We start from the raw sequence: 22,512 nt of genomic DNA on the forward strand, positions 1-22,512 counted from the left end.
AATGACATGAACAATCCCGTAATGAAGCCCGCCTGGGCTGGTACGACGTTACGCCTCGATCCGTCCCGCTTTCCGCAGCAGGTCAGCTACGCCATCCATGATTGTTCGGATGACGTGAATATTACCATAGACGAACGCGGCGCGGTCCTGCGCAAGGTCCTCCCCTCCAGCGGCCTGCCGCTCTCGATTGCGCTGCCGAAGCGCGTCTTCCAAGGTGTCGCCGCCCGCGCCATCGACCATGGCGACGGCGAGGTTACCGTCACCCTCGAACTCCATCATGCCGATCCGGAACTGTGCATTCCGCTGCTCGTCGCCCATGATCTCAGCGATATCGCCGCCGACTGGCGCGGCTGGTCGGAAGCATTCCGCATTCCGATGCTGATGGTCGAGGCCGACGGCGTCGCCCGGCCGCTCGAAGACCATATCGGCGGCTTGCGCACCAGCGATCTCAAACCGCGCCGCCGCCATTCCTACTTCGCCAACCGCCGCCCGCGCTTCCTCGTGCGCCGCACCACCGGCCGGCTCGGCGTCGCCATGAAGATCGAAGGCAAGGAAATCATCGCCCGCAACTGAGCGATTTCGCGACACTTCGTTTCGCACGCATTTGAAACCCGGCGCCCGCGCCGGGTTTGTCTTTTCACGCATCGCCCCATTCAGGGAATGGCGAAGAGCAGCGAGACGAAGAGGCCGAAGAAGATGATCAGGCCGACGCGATTGTTCGACTTGAAGAGCGCCAGGCATTGGGCGGCATCATTGATATCGAGCCGGACGATCTGCCAGGCGAACATGCCGGCGGCCCCGAACAGGGCCAGGAAAGCGATCAGATTGGCGCCGGCAAGCGCGAAAGCGGCAAACATCAATACCAGCGTCAGCCCATAGAGGCCGATCAGCCATACCCGCGTCCTGTCGCCGAACAGGCGCGCGGTGGAACGGACGCCGATCAGCTCGTCGTCCTCCTTGTCCTGATGGGCGTAAATCGTGTCGTAACCGATCGTCCAGGCCACCGAGGCGGCATAAAGCAGGACAGCGGCAAAGGAGAGGCCGCCCAAAATGCCGGCCCAGCCCATCAGCGCGCCCCAGGAGAAGGCAAGCCCCAGGTAGAATTGCGGCCAGTCGGTGAAGCGTTTGGCGTAGGGATAAAGCGCCACGATGCCGAGCGAGAGCACGCCGAGGAAGACGGTGAACCAGTTGAACTGCAAGAGCACGAAAAGCCCGACGAGGGCCTGCAGGCCAATGAAGATCTTCGCGTGGGCGCGCGTCACCCGGCCGGAGGGAAGCGGACGCGAGCGCGTGCGGGCCACCTCCATGTCGATCTGGTGGTCGACAAGATCGTTATAGGTGCAGCCGGCGCCACGCATGGCCACGGCGCCGATGAAATAGAGCAAAAGGTGGGACACCAGCAGGCTGCCGGAATAGAGCCCCTCGCCGATCGCCGCATTGGCGGCAAGGGTTGCCGACCAGAAGCACGGCCACATCAGCAGCTGCCAGCCGATCGGGCGATCCCATCGCGCCAGCTGTGCATAGGGCCAGAGCCATGGCGGCAGGATCCGGTAGACCCAGTTATCGGAAGGTGCGTCGGAAACGCGATCGTGGAAGTCGCCGGTATCTTGCATGCCGCCATCTAGCGACCGGCCGGCGATCCGGTCAAGAAGCGATCTCTTGTCTTATGCGTGTCGTTATCCCGGACCCGCTGCACACTTCTGGGCGACATGCATTGGATGTTTAATGCATGTCGTTATCCCGGAACCGCTGCACACTTCCGGGCGACATGCATTGGATCACTGCAGGGAGAAATTGAACTTGTAGGTCGCCGAGACGCCGATCAGGACCTGGTTCTTGGAGCCGCGGTCGCGCACCAGGCTGCTGTCGGCGGCGGGACCGGCCAGCCGCTTATATTCGAGGAAGGAGCTTGCCGAGAGATTTTCGGTCGCCTTCCACGTCAGTGCTGCGCCGGCGCCGTAAGACTGCATGCCCGCCGTCGGCTTGTAAGGATCAAGGCCGCTTTCGGCGGCGTGCTTGGCGCTGACGCCATAATAGGCGTCGTAATAGCCCCTTGTCGCAAATGTCGCGCGCGGGCCACCTGACAGCTGCAGGTCGGGCGCGATATCGGTGAAGGCATCGATCGCCAGATCGGCGACAACGCCGTCATGCGAGCGGATGCCCTGGCGGACTTCGGCGCGGGCGCGCAGGAAATCGGTGGGGTAGACTTCTAGGAAACCGCCGGCCTCAGCCCCCCATTTGACCTTCCTCAAGCCCTTCAGCTCATGGCCGTCGCCCTCGTCGCGCGATGGCACGAACTTGCCGACGATGCCGGCGCGGAAGGCGCCCTTGTCGATCAGGGCGAAGGAGGGATTGTCGTTGCGCGATGAAAAACGCGGGCCGGCGCCTTGGCGGCCGACCGAGATCAGTGGGCTGAACTTGAATTCATTGTGCGACGAGCCCTCGAATTTTGGCGCCGAGAAGCCGGCGACGCCGACGTTCAGATACCAGTCGCCCGACCAGAAATGCTGGCCGCTTTCCTGCGCCGCCGCTGAACCGAAAGATAAAAAGGCAATAGCCAAAGAGATCGATACGACTGATCGATGAGACACGTCCGCACTCCAGAAAACGCAAAAACAAAGCCGCGGAGAGCGGCGACGGTTACATTTATAGTGGGGTCGTTACCCCAATGTTAACCACGGGGGACAAAGGGCGCTAATGAAAGTCATGTCGTCGGCCCCACACGGCTGATGGCATCCTATCTCTGATTCCACCGGCGAATGACCGGTTCCGTCAGATCGTGTTCGTAACCGAGCACGCTGATGCTGGCCGTATCCAGCACGAAATGCGCGCCGCCTTCCGGCGGCAGGCCGAGCCAGCGGGCGGCGAGCACGCGCAGGAAATGCGAGCTGGAAAAGATCAAGATGCTGTCCGCCGCCTCGCGAAGCGCGTGGATGATGCTATCTGCGCGAGCGCCGGCGTCGGCCGCCGTTTCGCCATTCGGGCAACCGTCGCGAAAGAGCTGCCAGCCGGGGCGCTCCGCCAGGATTGCCTTCGTGGTGACGCCTTCATAAGCGCCATAGTCCCATTCGGCGAGATCGTCGCGGATCACCGCGCCCGATCCGAAGCCGGCGAGCGCGCAGGTTTTACGGGCACGCGCCGACGGGCTCGACCAGACGGCGGAGAAGGCGTGGCCGGCGAGTCGCTCGGCAAGCTTGCGGGCGGCGGCCTCACCATTCGCCGTCAGCGGGATATCGCTGCGGCCGGTATGGCGCCCGGACAGGCTCCATTCGGTTTCTCCGTGCCGAACCAGGTAGATCTCGGGAAACGCACTGCTCATCGGCATGTCCTTTCATCGCGTCCGGCTGCCGCTCAGAAGGTCACCTTTTCCAACGGCGGGCGCCTCGCCTCGAATTCCTTCAGCTTGGCTTCGTTGCGGGCGATGTAATTGCGGTTGTCGGGAACGGTGAACTGGTTCTTGGCGATCTGGATCTGCAGGATGAAGAGCTCGTCCCAGCGAAAACCCATTTCCGAGCCGGCCAGGTAGAATTCCCACATGCGAAAGAACTGCTCGTCGTAAAGCGCCACCGCTTCGGCCTTGCGGGCCACGAAGCGCTCGCGCCAGTGACGCAGCGTATAGGCATAATGCAAAGGCAGGATTTCGACATCCCTGACCAGGAGCCCGGCCTTTTCGAGCGGCGGCAAGACTTCGCCGACCGAAGGGATATAACCGCCGGGGAAAATATACTTCTCGATGAAGGCATTGGTGCCGAAACTCGGCTTCGGGCGGCCGATCGAATGCAGCACCATGACGCCGTTGTCGTCGAGCAGATCCGACACCTTGCGGAAGAAATTGGGGTAATTGCCGATCCCGACATGCTCGAACATGCCGACCGAGACGATGCGGTCGAATTTTCTGCCCGTCAGGGTGCGGTAATCCTGCAGCTCGAACCGCACGCGCTCGGCAAGGCCACGCTTTTCAGCGCGACTACGGGAAACCTTGAGCTGCTCTTCGCTGAGCGTAATGCCGGTGAATTCGGCGCCTTCGGTCGCCTCCGTCAGGTACATGCCCATGCCGCCCCAGCCGGAACCGATCTCCAAGATGCGTTGGTTCGGCTCGAGCAGGAGCTTGGCGGCAATATGGCGTTTCTTGGCGAGCTGCGCCTCGTCGAGCCCGATGCCCGGGGGTTCGAAATAGGCGCAGGAATATTGCCAGTCCTCATCTAGGAAGAGATCGAAGAGCTTGGCTGACAGGTCGTAATGATGGGCGACATTGTGCTTGTTGCGATTGACCGGCACGCGGCTCTTCAGCTGCTGCCAGGCAATTCGGCCCAGAAGCAGTGCTGCCATCTTGAAATCGAAGATCTCGTTGGTGGTGTTCTGTTTCACCATCGACAGGAAATCGTAGATATTGCCCTCTTCGAGAATGAACCGGCCCTGCATATACATCTCGCCGAGCTTCATCGTCGGGTCGCGCCGGATGGCGTCCTCGGCCTCCTGATCGGCGAGGCGGGCGGCAACCATGTCTCCGCTACCGTCGCCGATCAAATAAGTGTCGCCATTGGCAAGGGTAAGTTTCAACGAACCCTTGCGGATGATTTGCTGGACGATCGAAAGGAAAGCCGACGCCATGGACGCCTCGCAAATGTGACAGGATGGTCACATCAACTTAATAACTCTCCTTCGCCTTACAAGCGCCGGATTTAGCACTCCGTTCAGAACGTTGCCAAACTGTTGCATTTTTGCCGAAATACAGGCTAAACCCTTATTTTCGCTTCATCGCTTCGGCCAGTGCCGCGCCAAAAGCACCCTGGCTCTCCGGCTTGGGAGCGGCAGGCCGGCGCTCGTTCTGTGGCCGCGAGCCCTGGTTTCCGCGAGAATCACCACGCGGCGGCGGCGCTGCAGAACCGTCGTCGCGCTTCATCGACAGAGCGATGCGCTTACGCTTGGCGTCGACCTCGACGACCCGCACCTTGACGACATCTCCCGCCTTGACCACCTCGTGCGGATCCTTGACGAAGCGGTCGGCAAGCTGGGACACATGCACCAGACCGTCCTGGTGCACGCCGATATCGACGAAGGCGCCGAAGGCGGCGACGTTTGTCACAGTGCCCTCCAGCATCATGCCGGGCTTCAGGTCGGAAATTTCGTTGACGCCCTCGGCGAAGGTGGCGGTCTTGAAGCTCGGACGCGGGTCGCGACCAGGCTTTTCCAGTTCCGAGATGATGTCCCTGACGGTCGGCAGGCCGAATTTCTCGTCGATGAACTGGCGCGGATCGACCGATTTCAGCATGGCGCTGTCGCCCATCAATGCGCGCAGGTCACGGCCGCAGGCGGCGACGATCTTCTTGGCGACGCCATAGGCCTCCGGGTGAACGGAGGAGGCGTCGAGCGGCTCCTTGCCGTTGGGGATGCGCAGGAAGCCGGCGCATTGCTCGAAGGTGCGGCCGCCGAGGCGGGCAACCTTCAACAGATCGCGGCGCGTCTCGAAGCGGCCCTCGTTGTCGCGGTGGCGGACGATGGCGTCGGCGATCGAGGGCCCGAGGCCGGAGACGCGGGACAGCAGCGGCGCCGAGGCGGTATTCAGATCGACGCCGACGGCGTTCACCGCGTCTTCGACCACAGCATCGAGCGAACGCGACAGCTTCTGCTGGTCGACATCGTGCTGATACTGGCCGACGCCGATCGACTTCGGCTCGATCTTGACGAGTTCGGCGAGCGGATCCTGCAGACGGCGGGCGATCGAGACGGCGCCGCGCAGCGACACGTCGAGATCGGGAAACTCGGCCGCTGCGGTTGCCGAGGCTGAGTAGACCGAGGCGCCGGCTTCCGAGACGATGACCTTGGTCGGCTTCGGCGCCGGCAGTTCGGCCAGCATGTCGGCCACCAGCTTTTCGGTCTCGCGGCTGCCGGTACCGTTGCCGATCGAAATCAGCTCGACATTGTGCTTGCGGATCAGCGATGCGAGCTCGATCTGGGCGCCGCGCACATCGTTTCGCGGCTGGAAGGGATAGACCGTCGATGTCGCAACCACCTTGCCGGTGCCGTCGACGACGGCGACCTTGACGCCGGTGCGGATGCCGGGATCGAGACCCATGGTGGCGCGCGAGCCGGCGGGGGCGGCGAGCAGCAGGTCCTTGAGATTGCGGGCGAAGACATGGATCGCCTCCTCTTCGGCCCTCTCGCGCAGCTCCCGCATCAGGTCGAGCGACAGCGACATGGAAAGCTTGACGCGCCAGGTCCAGCTCGCGACCTCTATCAGCCAGCGGTCGCCGGGGCGGCTTGCGCCGATCTCATAGGCCGCAGCGATCATGCGTTCGACCGGCTTGTTCGGCGAGGCGGTCTCGGCGTCGGCCTCGATCGTCAGCGTCAGCACCTCCTCGTTCCAGCCGCGCAGCATGGCGAGCGCGCGGTGGCCGGGGGCGGTCGCCCAGCGTTCGGAATGGTCGAAATAATCGGAAAATTTTTCGCCCGCCGCCTGCTTGCCGTCGACGACCTTGGCCTTCAGCAGCGACGCCTGGCGCATATGGGCGCGCAATCTGCCGAGCAGATCGGCATTTTCGGCAATGCCTTCGGCGATGATGTCGCGCGCGCCTTCGAGCGCCATCTTCACATCGGGCACATCAGCCGTGACGAAGCTTTCGGCAAGCGCCGCCGGTTCCCGGCCGCGCTCGGCAAGGATCGCCTCGGCAAGCGGCCCGAGGCCGCGTTCGCGGGCGATTTCGGCGCGGGTGCGCCGCTTCGGCTTGTAGGGCAGGTAGAGGTCTTCGAGCTCGGCCTTGGTTTCGGCGCCTGAAACCTTCGCCATCAGCTCGTCGGTCATCTTGCCCTGGCCGGTGATCGATTCGACGATCGCGGCGCGCCGGGCCTCGAGTTCACGCAGATAGACCAGCCGCTCGGCGAGATTGCGCAGCTGCGTATCGTCGAGCCCGCCCGTCACTTCCTTGCGGTAGCGCGCGATGAAGGGCACGGTGGCGCCTTCGTCGAGCAGCTCGATGGCGGCTTTGGCCTGTTCCGGACGAGCGTTGATTTCGGCCGAGATGCGGGCTGCGAGAAAACGGAGGTCAGCGGCCATAGGATTTCCTATTTCGACGAAAGTTGCGGGACCATAGCGGCGAAAAGCGGCAAGGCAATGCCCGACTGTGGTTTCCACAGCGGAAGTTATTGGATTGGGGGATCATCGGCATTGCGCCGCGTAGCCCCCTCATCTGCCTGCCGGCACCTTCTCCCCAAGGGGAGAAGCGAAATCGTAGCAGCGTCTCGCCCTCCTGGAGGTACTGTTTGCGGAGCCGAGGGCAAGCGGCCTGCTCCTGTCTTCTCCCCAGCGGGGAGAAGGCGGCCCGAAGTGTCGGATGAGGGGGCCACACGGCACAACGCCTACCAACCGTTCACCCCATTGCTCTCTTCCGTTTTTGCGGTTGTGCAGATGCGGCATTCTTTGATAGCAGAAGCAACGTTTTGGATCGCCCTGCCCGCGGGCGCAAGGAAAAGTGTGATATGCCAAACCTTCTTCTCGAACTCCGCTCCGAAGAGATTCCGGCCCGCATGCAGCGCAAGGCTGCCGGCGATCTGAAGAAGCTCGTCACCGATGCGCTCGTCGAAGCGGGTCTTTCCTATGAGGGCGCCCGTGAATATTGGACGCCGCGGCGGCTGGCGCTCGACATTCACGGCCTGACGGCGCGCTCGGCCGACGTGCGCGAGGAGCGCAAGGGGCCGCGCACCGACGCCAATGAGAAGGCGATCGAAGGCTTTCTGCGCGGCGCCGGCCTTTCGTCGATCTCCGAGGCGCAGGTGGTCAGCGATCCGAAGAAGGGCGATTTCTACGTCGCGGTCATTTCCAAGCCCGGCCGCGCGGCGGAAGAGATCGTCGCCGAGGTGATGCCCGGCATCATCCGCGATTTCCCCTGGCCGAAGTCGATGCGCTGGGGCAAGGCGTCCTCCAAGGCCGGTGCTCTGCGCTGGGTGCGGCCGCTGCAATCGATCGTCTGCACCTTCGGCCCCGAGCATGAGGAAACCACCGTCATCCCCTTCGAGATCGACGGCATCATCGCCTCCAACATCACCTACGGCCATCGTTTCCACGCGCCCCAGGCGATCACCGTCCGGCGCTTCGACGATTATGCGGCAAGCCTGGAAAAGGCAAAGGTCATCCTCGACGCCGAGCGGCGCAAGGATATCATCCTGCACGACGCCCGCGACACCGCTTTTGCCAACGGGCTGGAGCTTGTCGAAGACGAGGGCCTGCTGGAGGAAGTCTCCGGCCTCGTGGAATGGCCGCAGGTGCTGATGGGCAGTTTCGAGGAAGATTATCTCTCCATCCCCTCCGAGATCATCCGGCTGACCATCAAGACCAATCAGAAGTGCTTCGTCACCCGCAAGCAGGGTGAGGAAACGCTGTCGAACAAATTCATCCTGGTTTCCAATATCCAGGCACATGACGGCGGCAAGGAAATCGTCCACGGCAACGGCAAGGTGGTGCGGGCCCGGCTTTCGGATGCGCTGCATTTCTGGAAGCGCGACCAGGGCGGCCTGCCGGATCTGGAGACTTTGAAGGCGTCGGCAGCAAAATTCGACCTCGACCTGAGGAAGCCGCTCGACCAGCGCATGGCCAAGCTCGATGCGCTCGACGTGACCTTCCATGCCAAGCTCGGCACGCAGGGCGCACGTGTCGCCCGCCTCCGCGCGCTGGCGGAGGAATTGGCAAAGATCACCGGCGCGGATGCGGCTCTCACCGATCGCGCCGCCGTGCTCGCCAAGGCCGATCTGCGCACCGAAGCGGTCGGCGAATTCCCCGAACTGCAGGGCCTGATGGGCCGCAAATATGCGGCGCTGCAGGGTGAGAATGGCTCGGTTGCCGCAGCAATCGAAGACCACTACAAGCCGCAAGGCCCGTCGGACCGCGTTCCCGCCGACAAGGTCGCGATCACCGTCGCGCTCGCCGATAAGCTGGACACGCTGATCGGCTTCTGGGCGATCGGCGAAAAGCCGACAGGTTCGAAGGATCCCTTCGCGCTGCGGCGTGCCGCCCTCGGCGTCGTCAGGATCCTGCTGGAGCGCAATGTCAGGCTGCCGCTGCTGAAGATCATGAGCCGGACGTCGCTGCTCGCCAAGACAGGCGGCGAGTCCGTGTTTTCATTCGCAGGCGATCCGGCCGAGACTTGCTTCGACCTCCTCTCCTTCTTCCACGATCGCCTGAAGGTCTATCTGCGCGACCAGGGTGCCCGCCACGATCTGATCGACGCCGTGCTGACGGCCGATGCCGACGATCTGTTGATGGTGGCCCGCCGCGTCGAAGCGCTGACGGCCTTCATCACCTCGGAGGACGGCAAAAACTTGCTTGCCGGCACCAAGCGCGCCACACAGCTGCTCGCCGCCGAGGAGAAGAAGGGCACTGTGATCGCCGATGCCGTTTCGCCGGCGCTGCTGAAGCTCGATGCCGAGAAGGAGCTGTTCGCGGCAATCTCCAGTGCGTCGACGGAAGCGGCCAATGCCGTCGCCGGAGAAGATTTCCGCTCGGCGATGGCAGGGCTTTCCCAGCTGCGCGGCCCGGTCGACCGCTTCTTCGAAGACGTGCTCGTCAACGACGAGGACGCGGCCATCCGCGCCAACCGCCTGGCTCTGCTGCGGCTGATCCGCGAAGCGACGGGGACGGTGGCGGACTTCTCGAAGATCTCGGGGTGAGAGCGGGTTGGGTCGGTAATCTTTCTACCTCTCAAGTTGGGCCTACGGCTGCCGGGTTAGCACCGGAATTTGCCCCTCACCCTCACCCTAACCCTCTCCCCGTTCTGACGAGGAGAGTCGAGGTGCCCTGCAAGAGCTTGTGGGGAACGGAGAGGTCGCGGCATATCCCCTTCGCCCCGTTTACGGGGAGAAGGTGCCGGCAGGCGGATGAGGGGCTGCTCCCGCCGGGCGATTTCATCCATGACGACGCCGGCGCCGGCATTTTATCAGATCACGAGATCAAACGCGTTGCTGAATGTTTCCAAAACAGTACGGCCGCCGGAAACCGGCGGCCGCACAGGCTCTGGTGATGGAACTCGCGGGGCCGTTTAAGCGGCGCGACGACCCTGATGCATGGCCGGAGCCGCGCCGGACCTGCCGACGCGGAAGCCGCGGATCAGATCAAGCAGCTCGTCGGTGTCGCTGGCCAGCGTTTCGGCCGATGCCGTGGTTTCCTCGGCCATGGCGGCGTTCTGCTGGGTAGCGGCGTCGAGTTGGTTCATCGACGATGAGATCGAGCGCAGCGTCGTGTCCTGCTCGGAGGCGCTGTGGGCGATCTTGGCGACGATCTCGTTGGCGGCCTTGATCTGGTCGGAGATGCGCTTCAGCGCCTCGCCTGCCTCGCCGACCAGGCGGACGCCGTGCTCGACCTGGCTGGAGGAGCGGGCGATCTGGTCCTTGATCTCCTTGGCCGCGGCGGCGGAGCGCTGGGCGAGTTCGCGCACTTCCTGGGCGACGACCGCAAAGCCCTTGCCGGATTCACCGGCGCGGGCCGCCTCGACGCCGGCATTCAGCGCCAGGAGGTTGGTCTGGAAGGCGATTTCGTCGATGACGCCGATAATCTTGGTGATCTCCGACGACGATTTCTCGATGCCGCTCATCGCCTCGATCGCCTGGCCGACGATCGCATCGCTGTGGGTGGCCTCGTTGCTGACCGAGTGGACGCGCTTGCTCGCCTCATGGGCCCCATCGGCCGTCTGGCGGACGGCGACGGTGAGTTCGTCGAGGGCCGCCGAGGTTTCCTCGAGGCTCGCCGCCTGGCGCTCGGTGCGCTGCGACAGCTCGTTGGAAGCGCGGCGGATTTCTTCCTTGCTGGTGCCGATATCGGCGCCCTTGGCGCTGACCTTGGCCATGGCGGCTTCGAGATGCGACAGCGCATCGTTGAAGTTGTCGCGAAGGGCGGCATATTTCTGGCCGAGATCGGCGCAGCGGACGGTGAGATCGCCACGGGCAATCATCTCCAACGCCTGGCCGATCGTCGCCATCACGCGGACCTGGAGTGCCGTCTCGTCCTGTTGCTGGCGCTGATTGTTTTCGCGCTCGTTTTCCAGCGCCAGCTGCTGGGCCGCCTCGCGATCCGACATCGCATGGCGTTCGCGGATCTTTTCCTGCAGCGACTGCGTGGCTTTCGCCATCAAGCCGACCTCGTTGTTCATGGCCGTATGCGGGATGGCGATGGAAACATCCTCTTCGGCGACAGCCTTCAGCGCTGCGTGGACGCTGTTGAGAGGGCCGGAAATGCCACGGATTACGACGTAGGCGGCCGCCATGGCAAGGAAGAACAGAACGATGCTGCCGGAGAGCGCGGTCAGGATCGTGCTGTGGATCTGCGCATCGAGATCGTCCATATAAACCCCGGTGACGACGACGACTTTCCATGGCTCGAAGGCCTGTCCATAGGCCGTCTTGCGATAATCGCCGGCCGGCTCGCCCGGCTTGCTGGTGGAATAAAATTCGACGAGACCGCCGCCCCGCTGGCCGAGCTTGACCAGTTCCTCGCGGTAGAGCTTGCCCTTGCTGTCCGGCTGGCCCTTGAGGTTCTGCCCGACTTTCGCGGCGTCGTAGTGGAACAGCATCTGGACGTCATAGCTATAACCGAAGAAATAGCCGTCCGGATCGTATTTCATGCCGTTGACGGTGGCGTAGGCCTGCTTCTGGGCATCTTCGAGCGTCATTTCGCCCGCGGTGACCTTAGCCTGGTAAAGCTTGAGAACGGAGACCGCCGACTGAACCTCGGCGCGGAGCATGTCATAACGCTCCTTGTAGATCGCATCGACCGAGGAACGGATTTGCAGGGACGTGGCAACTGCAAAGGCGATCATCAGGCCGACGACCAGCAGTATGAGCTGCTTCGATATTTTCAGATTTTTCATGACGCCTCGCAACGGGAACGGTGAGTGCAGTCCGGTGCGGTTTCCTACCGCCTGTGCGAGCGCGCCAAAACGGCGACGCATCTACCGCTGCTCAAACAACATGCTGCGACCGGGTAAATAACCATTGAGGCTCACCCCATAAGAAATGTTTAATTTTATTATAAGTGACGGGAATTTCCCTAAAATTTCAGGGGTCGACTGGGAAGCAAAACGCTCGATGTTCACCGATAATTGGATCTCATTTGCTTGAAGTTCTTGAATAAGTTGTTGTCTGCGAGCCGGACGCAAACCGCCTAGGTTTTCGCCATCACGCACAAAAGAGAATGCACCCCCGCTTATCTTCGAGGGTGCATTCGGTCCACCTGAGGTGGAACCCCAAACGATCGAAACCTTGATCGGGCAGGGGCAGGGAACTTTAGAAACGCAGCTTGAATTCCGAAACGTTCAGGGCTGCCGGTTGTTCCGCCATGCCGGCCACAACAGGCTTGGCATCGCCGCCGATGACGGCCGCGGTCGTCGCGCTCATATCGATGCCATCCGCGGATGGGGCTGAAGGCGCGGCAGCGATCATCGCTTCCGGTGTCGCCTTGCTGACGAAGACGACGGGCGAGCCGCCCATCCAGCCTTCGGTGCGATAGATTTTCTTTTCGCCGCCGACATCGCGGACTTCACTCGCCTGGAGGACACCGGGCTTCAGCTCCGGCACCGTATAGTCCTTCTTGACGAGTTCGGCCTGGAGCGGCGGGCAAGCGGCACAGCTTTCGGTGATGATGCTGCCTTCAGCCGGCGCCGCGGTCTTGCCGATCACCTCGATCGAGGAAGCCATCGCCGAACCTGCCATCAGCAGGATTGCCGCACCGAGGAAAATCTGACGCATCAACGCAACTCCGTCTCACTATGAGAGCGGTATAGCGCAGCTTTGTTTCCATCCCGTCAGGGGAAAGGGTAAAAATTTAAAGAACGCGGCGGTTTATACTGTGTCCGCACCTGTTTCGCGCTCGATCGCCCGCCAGCCGATGTCGCGCCTGGAGAAGCCGTTTTCCCACTTGACCCTGTCGAGCAGCGCGTAAGCGCGATCCCTGGCCTCGGCGACCGTGCCGCCTGACGCGGTGACGTTCAGCACGCGCCCGCCGGTCGCAACCAGCGCGCCGTCCTTCAGGCCCGTGCCGGCATGAAACACCTTCTCGCCCTCGCCTGCCTCGGGCAGGGAGAGGATCGGCGTGTTTTTCGCGTACGCGCCGGGATAACCCTTCGAGGCCATGACCACCGTCAGGGCCGGATCGTCGCTCCATTCGGCACTCACCTGATCGAGCGTGCCGTTGGCGGTGGCGAGCAGCAGCGGCAGCAGATCGCTCTTCAGCCGCATCATCATCACTTGGCATTCGGGATCGCCGAAGCGGACATTGTATTCGATAAGCTCCGGCCCCTTGCTGGTGATCATCAGCCCGGCGAAAAACACGCCAGAGAAGGGATGGCCGCTCTCGGCCATGCCGCGCATCGTCGGCTCGATGATTTCCTTCATGGTGCGCTCGACCATGTCGGCGGTCATGACCGGCGCCGGCGAATAGGCGCCCATGCCGCCGGTATTGACGCCGGTATCGCCCTCGCCCACCCGCTTGTGATCCTGGGCGGTGGCAAGCGCTAGCGCATGTTTGCCGTCGCAGAGGCAGAAGAAGCTCGCCTCCTCGCCGTCGAGATAGGCTTCGACGACGACTTCGGCGCCGGCAGCGCCAAAGGCGCCCTCGAAACAGTCGTCGACGGCAGCCAAGGCTTCATCCAGCGTCATCGCCACCGTCACGCCCTTGCCGGCGGCAAGGCCATCGGCCTTGACGACGATCGGCGCGCCCTGATCGCGAATATAGGCCTTGGCCTTCGGCGCATTGTTGAAGCGCTGATAGGCGCCTGTCGGAATGCCGTAGCGGGCGCAGATATCCTTGGTGAAGCCCTTGGAGCCCTCGAGCTGGGCGGCGGCTGCCGAGGGTCCGAAGACGGTCAGGCCATCGGCGCGCAGCCGGTCGGCAAGGCCGGCAACGAGCGGCGCCTCGGGGCCAACGACGACGAAATCGATCGCCTTGTCCTTACAGAAGGCGGCGACCGCTTCATGATCCTCGATGTTGACGGGCGCGAGCACGGCGTGTTCGCCAATGCCGGGATTGCCGGGCGCGGCATAGAATTCGCTCAGCAACGGCGATTGCGCCAGCTTCCAGGCGAGCGCATGCTCGCGTCCGCCCGATCCGATCAACAGAACCTTCATGCGCCACCCTTTCCTTTTGCCTCTGGCGGTTAAGGGCCAAGGGGCGAAAGGTCAAGCGGGAAAGCTTACCAGCCCCCGCCTCCCCCGCCTCCGCCACCGCCCCCCGACGAACCGCCGCCGCCAAAACCGGAGGACGAGCTCGACGGCGGCGGCGAGGGTATGGTCGAGGCGATGGTCGAGGCCATCGACGAGGAAAAGCCGCCGACGCGGTCGGAGAAACTGCCGCTGTTGAAATTGCCGGAATACCAGGCGGGCGCATAGGCGGCGGCCGCACCGGCCGCGGCGGCTGCAAGCCAGGTCTCGAAGGTGCGCGACCAGGGCCTCTCGACACCGAGCGCCACCGCATAGGGCAGCAGCGTCTCGAAATGCTGCGGCGACATTTCAGGCGCGCCTGCCGTGTTCATGCGGTCTTTTTCGGCCAGCGTCAGATATTGGCGCAGGCCGTCTATGCCGTCCATCATCCGGGCGCCAAGCGGGGTCGGCGCGCCCATGATGAAGAAATAGAGGATGTTGAGCAGCACGATGCCGCCGACGGCAAAGAGCATCGGCGTTTCGTGCAGTTGCACCAGCGACGAAGCAAGCGCCAGGACGACGACGGCAAGAATGCTGATGCCGACGAAAACACCGACCGCCGTGGCAATGATGGCGACGATCTTGCCGAATAGCGAGTTACCGCGATGCATCGACCTCATGAAACCGGCGACGAAGACGGCAACGAAAACCGCGATCGCCGTCGGGACCAGCATCAGAGCGATCGTGTCCGGCTGCAGCGAGCCGAAAACGAACAGCGCCACCAGGGAAGCGGCGCTGAGCGCGATGCCGCCTGCGGTATAGGCCAGGTTGGAATTGTAATATTTGCCGCGATGCTCCTTCTCGATCGCCGAACGGAAGGCCTGGCCGACGGATTTGACGCGCTCGCCATTGGCCTTGTCGATCGTCAGTGTCCTGCCTGCGCCACCGACAGCTTTCAGAAGCTCGGTCTCGCCGGCCTGGAATTTCTCCTTGCCGAGCGCTTTGCCCGTGCCCTGGATGACGATCGAATTCTTCAAGTCTTCGAGCTTGACGTAGCCGCGCACCGCAAGGTTGAGCGCGGTTGAAGCAAGCGCCGTCCAACCTCCGCCGGAGAAACCCTTGTTGTCGATGTAGTTGACCAGCGCCGGCGAGATGCCCTCAGGTGCGTCCCAGCGCGGCACGACGACGCCGCGGGCGGGATCGCGGCCGACCTTCAGCCAGGAACGAGTGTAATAAGCGAAAACCAGGATCAAGCCGCCGAAGCCGATGAAATAATTGCGGTTATCCTTGAGCCACCAGGTGCTTTCCATATCGGCGCTCGGCGGATCGATCGAACCCTTCGGCATGCGGATCGCGAAGGTCAGGCCCTCGCCGGCGGCAAGCGGCGCGGTGGTGGCAAAGACCAGGCCGGCGCCGGCTTCATCGACGCGGGCGTTCTTCCCCGTCGCGCCCTGAGGGCCGGTAAAGAAGACCGTGTCGGTGGCGGCAACACCCAGCGGCAGTTGCACCGTCGCCGTGGCCGAGCGGATCGGGAAGATCCAGCCATTGCCGGTGACGTTCCAGTAGAGTTCGGCATGATCGTCGAAATAGCGGATCTGGCGGTTGGTCTTGTAGGTGAAGACGTAGCGGTGACGGCCCGGCGTCACCGACACATCGGCGGAACCGGCATAGATGCGGATGCCGCCGGAAATCGATTCCGTGTGCCAAGGCTCGTCTTCGCCGTCGCGGGTGACCGACACCATATCGAAATCGACGCTACGGCGACGGCCTTCGGCGTCGGTGAAATAGAGCGGGAAGTCACGGAAGATGCCGTGATTGATCCGGTTGCCCTCGGCATTGACGGTGATCGTTTCCGCCACCGTCATCGCGCCGCTCTTTTCGAGCCTGATGGCGGAGGCGAAACTGTCGATGACCTCGGCAGCGAAAGCCGCCGGGGCCGCCAGCATCAAGAGCAGAGCAAAACAAAATCCGAAAAACCGACGCCCCATCCCTGTCTCCCCGCCGGCAGCCTCGGCTGCTTCTAGTCAATCCTTGTTCTGATATGTCACGCCGAGGGCGGCGAGCGTCCGCCAATAGGCGGGGAAGGTCTTGCCGACGCAATCGGGATCAAGAATGGTGATGCCGTCGATCTTCAGGCCGGCGAGCGCGAAGCTCATGGCGATACGATGATCGGCGAAACTGTCGATCTCGGCCGGAAGACGCTTTCCCGCAAGGGCCGGATCGGACTTTACGATCAGATCGTCGCCCTCTTCGCGGGCAAGGCCGGGGAGAATGCGGTTGAGGCCGGAGGAAAGCGCCCGGATGCGGTCGCATTCCTTGACGCGCAGATTGGCGATGCCGACGAAGCGCACCGGCGTCTCGTTGAAGGCGGCAAGCACGGCCAGCGTCGGAACGGCATCCTGCATCTGCGAGCCGTCGATTTCGGGGGCAGCTGCGGAAAGCGGGCGATCATGTCGTAGGCGCGCGCGTCCGGCTGCGAAAAAGCGTCGGCGGGAACGCCGAGATCGATCGCGCCGCCGGTCAGGATTTCGGCGGCCCAGAGATAGGTCGCAGCCGAGGCATCGGGTTCGACGATGAAGTCGGCGGCGCGGTAGCCGGTCGGCTCGACCCGCCAGGTGACCGGGCTGGTCTTTTCGACCTTGGCGCCGAAGGCTTTCATCGCCGCCGTGGTCAGATCGATATAACCGAGTGCGCCGATATCCTCGCCGACGAGCTCGATATCGACCGGCCGGTCGCCGCCGGCCGCCATCATCAGCAAAGCCGAGACATATTGGCTGGACAGGCCGCCATCGATGCGGATGCGGTCGGCCTGGAAGCGGCCGGTGCCCTTGACGGTGACCGGCGGGCAGCCGGTCTCGGCGGTCGCATCGATGCCGAGCGTGCGCATCGCCTCAACCAGCGGGCCGATCGGGCGCTTGCGCATATGTTCATCGCCGTCGACGATCACGGTGCCATCGACCAAGGCGGCGGCCGCCGTCAGGAAGCGTGTCGCCGTGCCGGCATTGCCGAGGAAGAGCGGTGCTTTCGGCGGCTGGAGCCTGCCGCTGCCGGTGACGACGAAGGTTGTGTCGTCGGGCTCGTCGATCGAAACGCCCATGGCGCGCAGCGCATCGGCCATATAGCGCGTATCGTCGCTCTTCAGCGCGCCGGTCAGCCGGCTCGTGCCCTTGGCAAGGCCGGCGAGCAGCAGCGCCCGATTGGTGATCGACTTGGAGCCCGGCGGCATGGCGCGGCCCGAAAGCGGCTTGTCCGGCGGGATGATCGTGAGTTTGGCTGTACGTGTCATGCTGTTCTTCCGTCCATCGTGCCGCTGCACAGTTTTGCGCGACATGCTCTTGCCGGCCGCAGTCTGCCCCTGCTCTTAGTCGCTTTTTCGCAAAGGCAAAATGCCGGATCGTCAGAATTTAACGCTGGGGACGGCGCGATCGGCCTCGTTGGTGATTTCGAAATAGTCCCGCTTGGCAAAACCGAACTGGCCGGCGACGAGATTGGAGGGGAAGCTTTCGACCTTGACGTTGAGGTCGCGAGCTGCCCCATTGTAATAACGCCGCGCCATCTGCAGCTCGCCTTCCATGGTTTCGAGCGAGGCCTGCAGCTCGGCAAAATTCTGGTTGGCCTTGAGATCGGGATAGGCTTCCGCGAGCGCGATGACACGGCCGAGCGCCTGGCCGAGCAGCCCTTCCGCCTGCGCCCTGCCGGCGACATCATCTGCTGGCACGGCCTGCGCCTTGTTGCGAAGCGCAACCACCTCTTCGAGCGTCGACTTCTCGTGGGCGGCATAACCCTTGACCGTCTCGATCAGGTTCGGGATCAGATCGGCGCGGCGCTTCAGCTGCACGTCGATACCCGACCAGGCTTCTTCAGCCATCTGCCGCGAGCGAACCAGGCCGTTGTAGATGAAGACGACATAGAGGGCGACCAAAACGATGACGCCAAGCGCAATATACATCGCGAATCCCCTGCAACGAAGTAATCTTGGTGCAAAGACTACGCAGGATTCCCAGTTGCCGTCAAACACCGATATGCGCGAGAATTCGGGCCGTCGTCTGCTCCGGCGAAAGATCCGTCTTATCAATTTCGACCGTGTGCTCAGCAAGTCCGCGCAACAGTTTATAGTTTGCCCGGAGCTGTTGCAGCCTCGCCGTATCCGTCAGCTTGAGCGCCTCCGATCGGCCGGGGGAGACGAGGCGCCTGGCATTTTCCTCCGGCGCGCAGTCGAGGAGAACTGCGACCAGATCCGCGCCCCTGCCGGCAGCCAGATCGAGATACCAGGAAAACGTCGCACTATCATCCGCGTCATCCGCAAGAGCATCGGTAAAGACGAAGCTGTCGGCCGGATCGGCACGCACGGCATGGTCGAAAACCGCCAGCAAACGGCCGACGGTCAGCTTCCCGGTGCCTGGCCAGCCGTTGATATGGACAATACGGCTGGCAGGCTTTTGCGTCACGCTGCCTCTTTGCCCAGATTGACGCCGCCGGCGTCGGTCAGGAGGAAGGCTTCGCCGCAGGCCTTGGCGAGCGTGCGCACGCGCAGGATATAGCTCTGGCGTTCGGTGACCGAGATGACGCCGCGGGCATCGAGCAGGTTGAAGACGTGGCTGGCCTTGATGCACTGGTCATAGGCGGGGAAGACGCATTTGTGCAGGCGCTGGTTGGCGTTGTCGCCAGGCGCGCCGGCATCGAGCAGCGCCCGGCATTCCTTCTCGGCATCGACAAAGTGGCGATGCAGCATCTCGGTATTGGCGAATTCGAAGTTGTGACGCGAATATTCCTGCTCGGCCTGCAGGAAGACGTCGCCATAGCTGATCTTCTCGTCGCCTTCGCGGCCGTTGAAGTTCAGGTCGTAGACATTGTCGACGCCCTGGACATACATGGCGAGGCGCTCGAGGCCATAGGTCAGCTCACCGGCGACCGGCGCGCATTCGATGCCGCAGACCTGCTGGAAATAGGTGAACTGCGAGACTTCCATGCCGTCGCACCAGCATTCCCAGCCGAGGCCCCAGGCGCCGAGCGTCGGGCTTTCCCAATCGTCCTCGACGAAACGGATGTCGTGCAGCAGCGGGTCGAGGCCGATCGCCGCGAGCGAGCCGAGATAAAGCTCCTGCAGATTGGGCGGGTTCGGCTTCAGGATGACCTGATACTGGTAATAATGCTGCAGGCGGTTCGGGTTTTCACCATAGCGGCCGTCGGACGGGCGCCGCGACGGCTGGACATAGGCGGCCTTCCAAGGCTTGGGGCCGAGGGCGCGCAGCGTGGTGGCAGGGTGGAAGGTGCCGGCGCCGACCTCCATGTCGTAGGGTTGCAGCACCGCGCAACCCTTGTCCGCCCAGTAGCTGTGCAGGGTCAGGATCAGCGCCTGGAAGGAGCGCTTCGGGTTCATATGGTCTGGGATGGCTGACATGAAACGGCACCGATTGCGTGGGGATTATCGGCGCGACAGGTGCCATGGAGGGCGGCGGGGGTCAAGGGTTTTGCGAGAGTGGAACGGCCCGTATGGAGAGGGTCTCTGCCCTCACCCTAGCCCAACGGGGACGTGCCCCGTGAGGCGTCGGTGCGGGACGGAGAGGTCGCGGCATATCCCTTCTCCCCAGCGTGGAGAAGATGCCGGCATGCAGATGAGGGGTAAGCGGCAAAGCCGCGAATGCGCTGAGCGCAACCGAAGGGCAATTAATGCCGTGCCGTGCGGCCCCCTCATCCGACCCTTCGGGCCACCAGCCTGGGCGAGCCACCGGTCTCGCCCGTCCTTCGGACCCCCGCTGGGGAGAAGGGAAAATCGACGCCCTATTCCTCATCCCGCTTCAGCCGGTATTCGCCGGTGACAGGATCCTTGACCAGCGTGCCGATTGCGCCGGTCTGGCGCTCCCTTTCGGCGCGGCGCGATTTTTCGGCGAGCTTGCGGGCATCGGAGACGAAGCGGCGGTAGAGCCACCAGGCCGAGAAGACCAGGACCAGGATGGTGATAAGCTGCGCCATTTCCCTCTCTCGCTCCCCTCAAAGCCCGAAACGGCTCCACAATGCTCTTTCTTCGGCCGCTTCGACAAGCCCCGTCGCGAGACCGGATGCCGCACTTTCGAGCGAGACCGGCGACACGCCGGGAACACGGCGGCCGAACAGGCCGCGGCCGGCGGCGACGAGTTCCAGCTTGGTCTTCTGGCCGTAGCGCCGCTTCAATTCCTGGCGCATGTCGCCGAGACCGTCGACGAGGCCGAGTTCGAGGCCGCGGGTGCCGCTCCAGAACAGGCCCGAGAAGACCGCCGCATCGTCCCTCAGCTTGCCGGCGCGGCGCTCGCGCACCATCGAGATGAAGACCTGGTGGATTTCGAGCTGCAGGCTCTTCAGATATTCGATGTCCTTTTCCTTTTCCGGCTGGAACGGATCGAGGATCACCTTGTTTTCGCCCGCGGTGTAGACACGGCGCTCGACGCCGATCTTCTTCAAAAGTTCGGGAAAGCCGAAACCGCCGGAGACGACGCCGATCGAGCCGACGATCGAGGTGGCGTCGGCAATGATCTCGTCGCCGGCGAGCGCGATCATATAACCGCCCGAGGCGGCGACATCCTCGACGAAGACCAGGACCTTCTTCTGCTTCTCGCGGGCGAGTTCGCGAATGCGGGTGAAGATCAGGCGGGACTGGACGGGCGAACCGCCCGGCGAATTGATAGTTATGGCAACCGCCGGCGCGTCCTTCATGGCGAAGGCCTTTTCCAGAACCGGAGCGACATTGGCGAGATTGAGGGCCGGCCGAAACGGGCCGCCGCCGCTGACGATCGGCCCCTGCAATCTGACGACCGGGATGGTGATGCCGTTCTTGCGGAACCGTTTCGGCAGCAGCTTTCTCCAGAATCCGGCCATCTCTAATCCTTCGCTTTCGGGTCGCACGATCACGTCAATGATGATCGGCATCCATGTATGCGCTGGAACGACAAACGCAATGGCCGCGTTCTCGAAAACATCGGCCCTGAAAACAGCGGATTGATTTTCTTGTTGCGAATGACTTGCATTATCATTCTAATTCGTCATAGTGCCACTCACGACTAATAGGTGGAAATCGTATGGATGCCCTGAATCCGAATGCAAACCGCGGCTGGCGGCACGAACGGGGAGAGGCGTCGCTATCAGATGTCTATCGCACCGTCGGAACCGGGCGTCATAGCTCAAGGTGGCGGCGGGCGGCAGCTTTTGCCGGACCCGGCTACATGGTCGCCGTCGGTTACATGGATCCCGGCAACTGGGCGACTTCGCTCGCCGGCGGCTCGAAATTCGGCTATGCGCTGCTCACCGTCGCGCTGCTTTCCAACCTGATGGCGATCGTGCTGCAATCGCTCTGCGCGCGCCTGGCGATCGCGTCCGGCCGCGACCTGGCGCAGGCCTGCCGCGACGCCTATCCGAAATGGGTTTCGGTGCCGCTCTGGGCCTTTGCCGAAATCGCGATCATTGCCACCGACATCGCCGAGGTGATCGGCACGGCGATCGGCCTCAACCTCTTGATGGGCATCCCGCTCGAACTTGGCGTGCTGATCACCGCGCTCGACGTCTTCGTCATTCTCTTCCTGCAAAAGCTCGGTTTCCGCTGGGTGGAAGCCTTCATCATCGCGCTGCTCGGCGTCATCGCGATCTGCTTCGGCGTGCAGATCCTGCTGGCCGATCCGCAGTGGGGCGCCGTCGTCACCGGCTTCTTCCCGACGACGGAGATCGTCACCAATCCTGAGATGCTTTATCTGGCGCTCGGCATTCTCGGCGCGACCGTCATGCCGCACAATCTCTATCTTCACTCCGGCATCGTGCAGACACGGGCCTATGGCCATACGGTTCCCGAAAAGAAAGAGGCGCTGACCTATGCGACGATCGACTCGACGGTCGCTCTCTGCTTCGCGCTGCTGATCAACGCCTCGATCCTGATCCTGGCGGCTGCCGCCTTCAATGCGCATGGCAGGACCGATGTCGTCGAACTCGGCGAGGCGCATTCGCTGCTGTCGCCGCTGCTCGGTCTCGCCATCGCGCCGACATTGTTCGGCATCGCGCTTCTCTGCTGCGGCCTCAACTCGACGGTGACGGCGACGCTTGCCGGCCAGATCGTCATGGAAGGTTTCCTGAAAATCAAGCTGCCGCCATGGATGCGCCGGCTGATAACCCGCGCCATCGCCATCGTGCCGGCGGCGATCGTCACCATCTGGTATGGCGACCAGGGCACGGCGCAGCTTTTGATCCTGACACAGGTAGTGCTCAGCCTGCAGCTTTCCTTCGCCGTCTTCCCGCTCGTCATGTTCACCGCCAACAAGGCCAAAATGGGCGAACTCGTGGCGCCGCGCTGGCTGAGCGGCATCGCCTATCTGATCGCGGTTGTAATTGCGGGGCTGAACGTCAAGCTGCTCTTCGACTTCGTCACCGGCTAAA

General features: G+C 63.0%; 17 protein-coding genes and 1 pseudogene. 3 read left to right on the top strand and 15 right to left on the bottom strand.

Features of this window, described 5'->3' with window-relative positions:
- The first annotated feature begins 6 nt into the window (after positions 1–6).
- Positions 7–573, top strand: coding sequence for a DUF6101 family protein (locus MF410_RS14320; RefSeq protein ID WP_012556768.1), 567 nt, complete (start codon positions 7–9; stop codon positions 571–573).
- A gap of 80 nt (positions 574–653) precedes the next feature.
- Here MF410_RS14320 and ubiA read toward each other — a convergent pair whose 3' ends face one another.
- The 5 genes from ubiA to MF410_RS14345 form a co-directional block, all read right to left on the bottom strand.
- Positions 654–1,613, bottom strand: coding sequence for a 4-hydroxybenzoate octaprenyltransferase (gene ubiA / locus MF410_RS14325; RefSeq protein WP_097624049.1), 960 nt, complete (start codon positions 1,611–1,613; stop codon positions 654–656).
- Positions 1,614–1,778: 165 nt separating this feature from the next.
- Positions 1,779–2,591, bottom strand: a complete 813-nt coding sequence (locus MF410_RS14330; protein ID WP_097624048.1) for a MipA/OmpV family protein — start codon at positions 2,589–2,591, stop codon at positions 1,779–1,781.
- Between the two features lie 146 nt (positions 2,592–2,737).
- Positions 2,738–3,319 (bottom strand): histidine phosphatase family protein, encoded by a 582-nt coding sequence (locus MF410_RS14335; RefSeq protein ID WP_097624178.1) that lies wholly within the window; start codon positions 3,317–3,319, stop codon positions 2,738–2,740.
- 32 nt (positions 3,320–3,351) lie between these two features.
- Positions 3,352–4,611: a cyclopropane-fatty-acyl-phospholipid synthase family protein gene (locus MF410_RS14340; RefSeq protein ID WP_097624047.1), complete on the bottom strand. Its 1,260-nt coding sequence runs from the start codon at positions 4,609–4,611 to the stop codon at positions 3,352–3,354.
- Between the two features lie 133 nt (positions 4,612–4,744).
- A complete protein-coding gene (locus MF410_RS14345; RefSeq protein WP_097624046.1) occupies positions 4,745–7,054 on the bottom strand; it encodes a Tex family protein in 2,310 nt (769 codons plus the stop codon).
- Positions 7,055–7,476: 422 nt separating this feature from the next.
- Here MF410_RS14345 and glyS point away from each other — a divergent pair, with 422 nt between their 5' ends.
- Positions 7,477–9,660 (top strand): glycine--tRNA ligase subunit beta, encoded by a 2,184-nt coding sequence (glyS, locus tag MF410_RS14350; RefSeq protein ID WP_097624045.1) that lies wholly within the window; start codon positions 7,477–7,479, stop codon positions 9,658–9,660.
- Positions 9,661–10,028: 368 nt separating this feature from the next.
- Here the strand turns inward: glyS and MF410_RS14355 are convergent, their stop codons facing one another.
- The 10 genes and pseudogenes from MF410_RS14355 to MF410_RS14400 form a co-directional block, all read right to left on the bottom strand.
- Complete coding sequence (locus MF410_RS14355; RefSeq protein ID WP_097624044.1) at positions 10,029–11,852, bottom strand: methyl-accepting chemotaxis protein; 1,824 nt, start codon at positions 11,850–11,852, stop codon at positions 10,029–10,031.
- 415 nt (positions 11,853–12,267) lie between these two features.
- On the bottom strand, positions 12,268–12,729 hold the full coding sequence (locus MF410_RS14360; RefSeq protein WP_097624043.1) for a plant virulence effector HPE1-like domain-containing protein: 462 nt from the start codon (positions 12,727–12,729) through the stop codon (positions 12,268–12,270).
- 93 nt (positions 12,730–12,822) lie between these two features.
- Entirely contained in the window at positions 12,823–14,106 is a 1,284-nt protein-coding gene (purD, locus tag MF410_RS14365; RefSeq protein ID WP_097624042.1) for a phosphoribosylamine--glycine ligase, read from the bottom strand.
- 65 nt (positions 14,107–14,171) lie between these two features.
- Positions 14,172–16,106, bottom strand: a complete 1,935-nt coding sequence (locus MF410_RS14370) for a DUF2207 domain-containing protein (protein ID WP_097624041.1) — start codon at positions 16,104–16,106, stop codon at positions 14,172–14,174.
- 36 nt (positions 16,107–16,142) lie between these two features.
- Positions 16,143–17,404 (bottom strand): annotated as a pseudogene (locus MF410_RS14375) (3-phosphoshikimate 1-carboxyvinyltransferase).
- Positions 17,405–17,515: 111 nt separating this feature from the next.
- Complete coding sequence (locus MF410_RS14380; protein ID WP_097624039.1) at positions 17,516–18,067, bottom strand: LemA family protein; 552 nt, start codon at positions 18,065–18,067, stop codon at positions 17,516–17,518.
- 61 nt (positions 18,068–18,128) lie between these two features.
- Positions 18,129–18,566, bottom strand: coding sequence for a nucleoside kinase (locus tag MF410_RS14385; RefSeq protein ID WP_097624038.1), 438 nt, complete (start codon positions 18,564–18,566; stop codon positions 18,129–18,131).
- The gene (locus MF410_RS14390) at positions 18,563–19,519 is read right to left on the bottom strand and encodes a glycine--tRNA ligase subunit alpha (protein ID WP_010069596.1); all 957 of its coding nucleotides are present in this window, start codon (positions 19,517–19,519) and stop codon (positions 18,563–18,565) included. The genes MF410_RS14385 and MF410_RS14390 overlap by 4 nt, the downstream gene beginning before the upstream one ends.
- Before the next feature lie 380 nt (positions 19,520–19,899).
- Positions 19,900–20,091 carry a hypothetical protein gene (locus tag MF410_RS14395; RefSeq protein ID WP_003588221.1) on the bottom strand — a complete coding sequence of 64 codons (192 nt, stop codon included), beginning with the start codon at positions 20,089–20,091 and terminating at the stop codon, positions 19,900–19,902.
- A gap of 18 nt (positions 20,092–20,109) precedes the next feature.
- Positions 20,110–20,970 (bottom strand): S49 family peptidase, encoded by an 861-nt coding sequence (locus tag MF410_RS14400; RefSeq protein WP_097624177.1) that lies wholly within the window; start codon positions 20,968–20,970, stop codon positions 20,110–20,112.
- A 200-nt stretch (positions 20,971–21,170) separates the two neighbouring features.
- Here MF410_RS14400 and MF410_RS14405 point away from each other — a divergent pair, with 200 nt between their 5' ends.
- A complete protein-coding gene (locus MF410_RS14405) occupies positions 21,171–22,511 on the top strand; it encodes an Nramp family divalent metal transporter (protein WP_097624037.1) in 1,341 nt (446 codons plus the stop codon).
- Position 22,512: the final 1 nt, after the last annotated feature.

The sequence above is a fragment of the Rhizobium sp. C104 genome, from assembly GCF_022354505.1.
GTDB classification, from domain to species: Bacteria; Pseudomonadota; Alphaproteobacteria; order Rhizobiales; family Rhizobiaceae; genus Rhizobium; species Rhizobium redzepovicii.

Bases quoted from the DNA above. Each gene is read 5' to 3' on its own strand.
- MF410_RS14380 (WP_097624039.1), bottom strand. From the start codon at position 18,067: ATGTATATTGCGCTTGGCGTCATCGTTTTGGTCGCCCTCTATGTCGTC.
- glyS (WP_097624045.1), top strand. From the start codon at position 7,477: ATGCCAAACCTTCTTCTCGAACTCCGCTCCGAAGAGATTCCGGCCCGC.
- MF410_RS14370 (WP_097624041.1), bottom strand. From the start codon at position 16,106: ATGGGGCGTCGGTTTTTCGGATTTTGTTTTGCTCTGCTCTTGATGCTG.
- MF410_RS14395 (WP_003588221.1), bottom strand. From the start codon at position 20,091: ATGGCGCAGCTTATCACCATCCTGGTCCTGGTCTTCTCGGCCTGGTGG.
- MF410_RS14390 (WP_010069596.1), bottom strand. From the start codon at position 19,519: ATGTCAGCCATCCCAGACCATATGAACCCGAAGCGCTCCTTCCAGGCG.
- MF410_RS14360 (WP_097624043.1), bottom strand. From the start codon at position 12,729: ATGCGTCAGATTTTCCTCGGTGCGGCAATCCTGCTGATGGCAGGTTCG.
- ubiA (WP_097624049.1), bottom strand. From the start codon at position 1,613: ATGCAAGATACCGGCGACTTCCACGATCGCGTTTCCGACGCACCTTCC.
- MF410_RS14405 (WP_097624037.1), top strand. From the start codon at position 21,171: ATGGATGCCCTGAATCCGAATGCAAACCGCGGCTGGCGGCACGAACGG.
- MF410_RS14335 (WP_097624178.1), bottom strand. From the start codon at position 3,319: ATGAGCAGTGCGTTTCCCGAGATCTACCTGGTTCGGCACGGAGAAACC.
- MF410_RS14345 (WP_097624046.1), bottom strand. From the start codon at position 7,054: ATGGCCGCTGACCTCCGTTTTCTCGCAGCCCGCATCTCGGCCGAAATC.
- MF410_RS14340 (WP_097624047.1), bottom strand. From the start codon at position 4,611: ATGGCGTCGGCTTTCCTTTCGATCGTCCAGCAAATCATCCGCAAGGGT.
- MF410_RS14400 (WP_097624177.1), bottom strand. From the start codon at position 20,970: ATGGCCGGATTCTGGAGAAAGCTGCTGCCGAAACGGTTCCGCAAGAAC.
- purD (WP_097624042.1), bottom strand. From the start codon at position 14,106: ATGAAGGTTCTGTTGATCGGATCGGGCGGACGCGAGCATGCGCTCGCC.
- MF410_RS14355 (WP_097624044.1), bottom strand. From the start codon at position 11,852: ATGAAAAATCTGAAAATATCGAAGCAGCTCATACTGCTGGTCGTCGGC.
- MF410_RS14320 (WP_012556768.1), top strand. From the start codon at position 7: ATGAACAATCCCGTAATGAAGCCCGCCTGGGCTGGTACGACGTTACGC.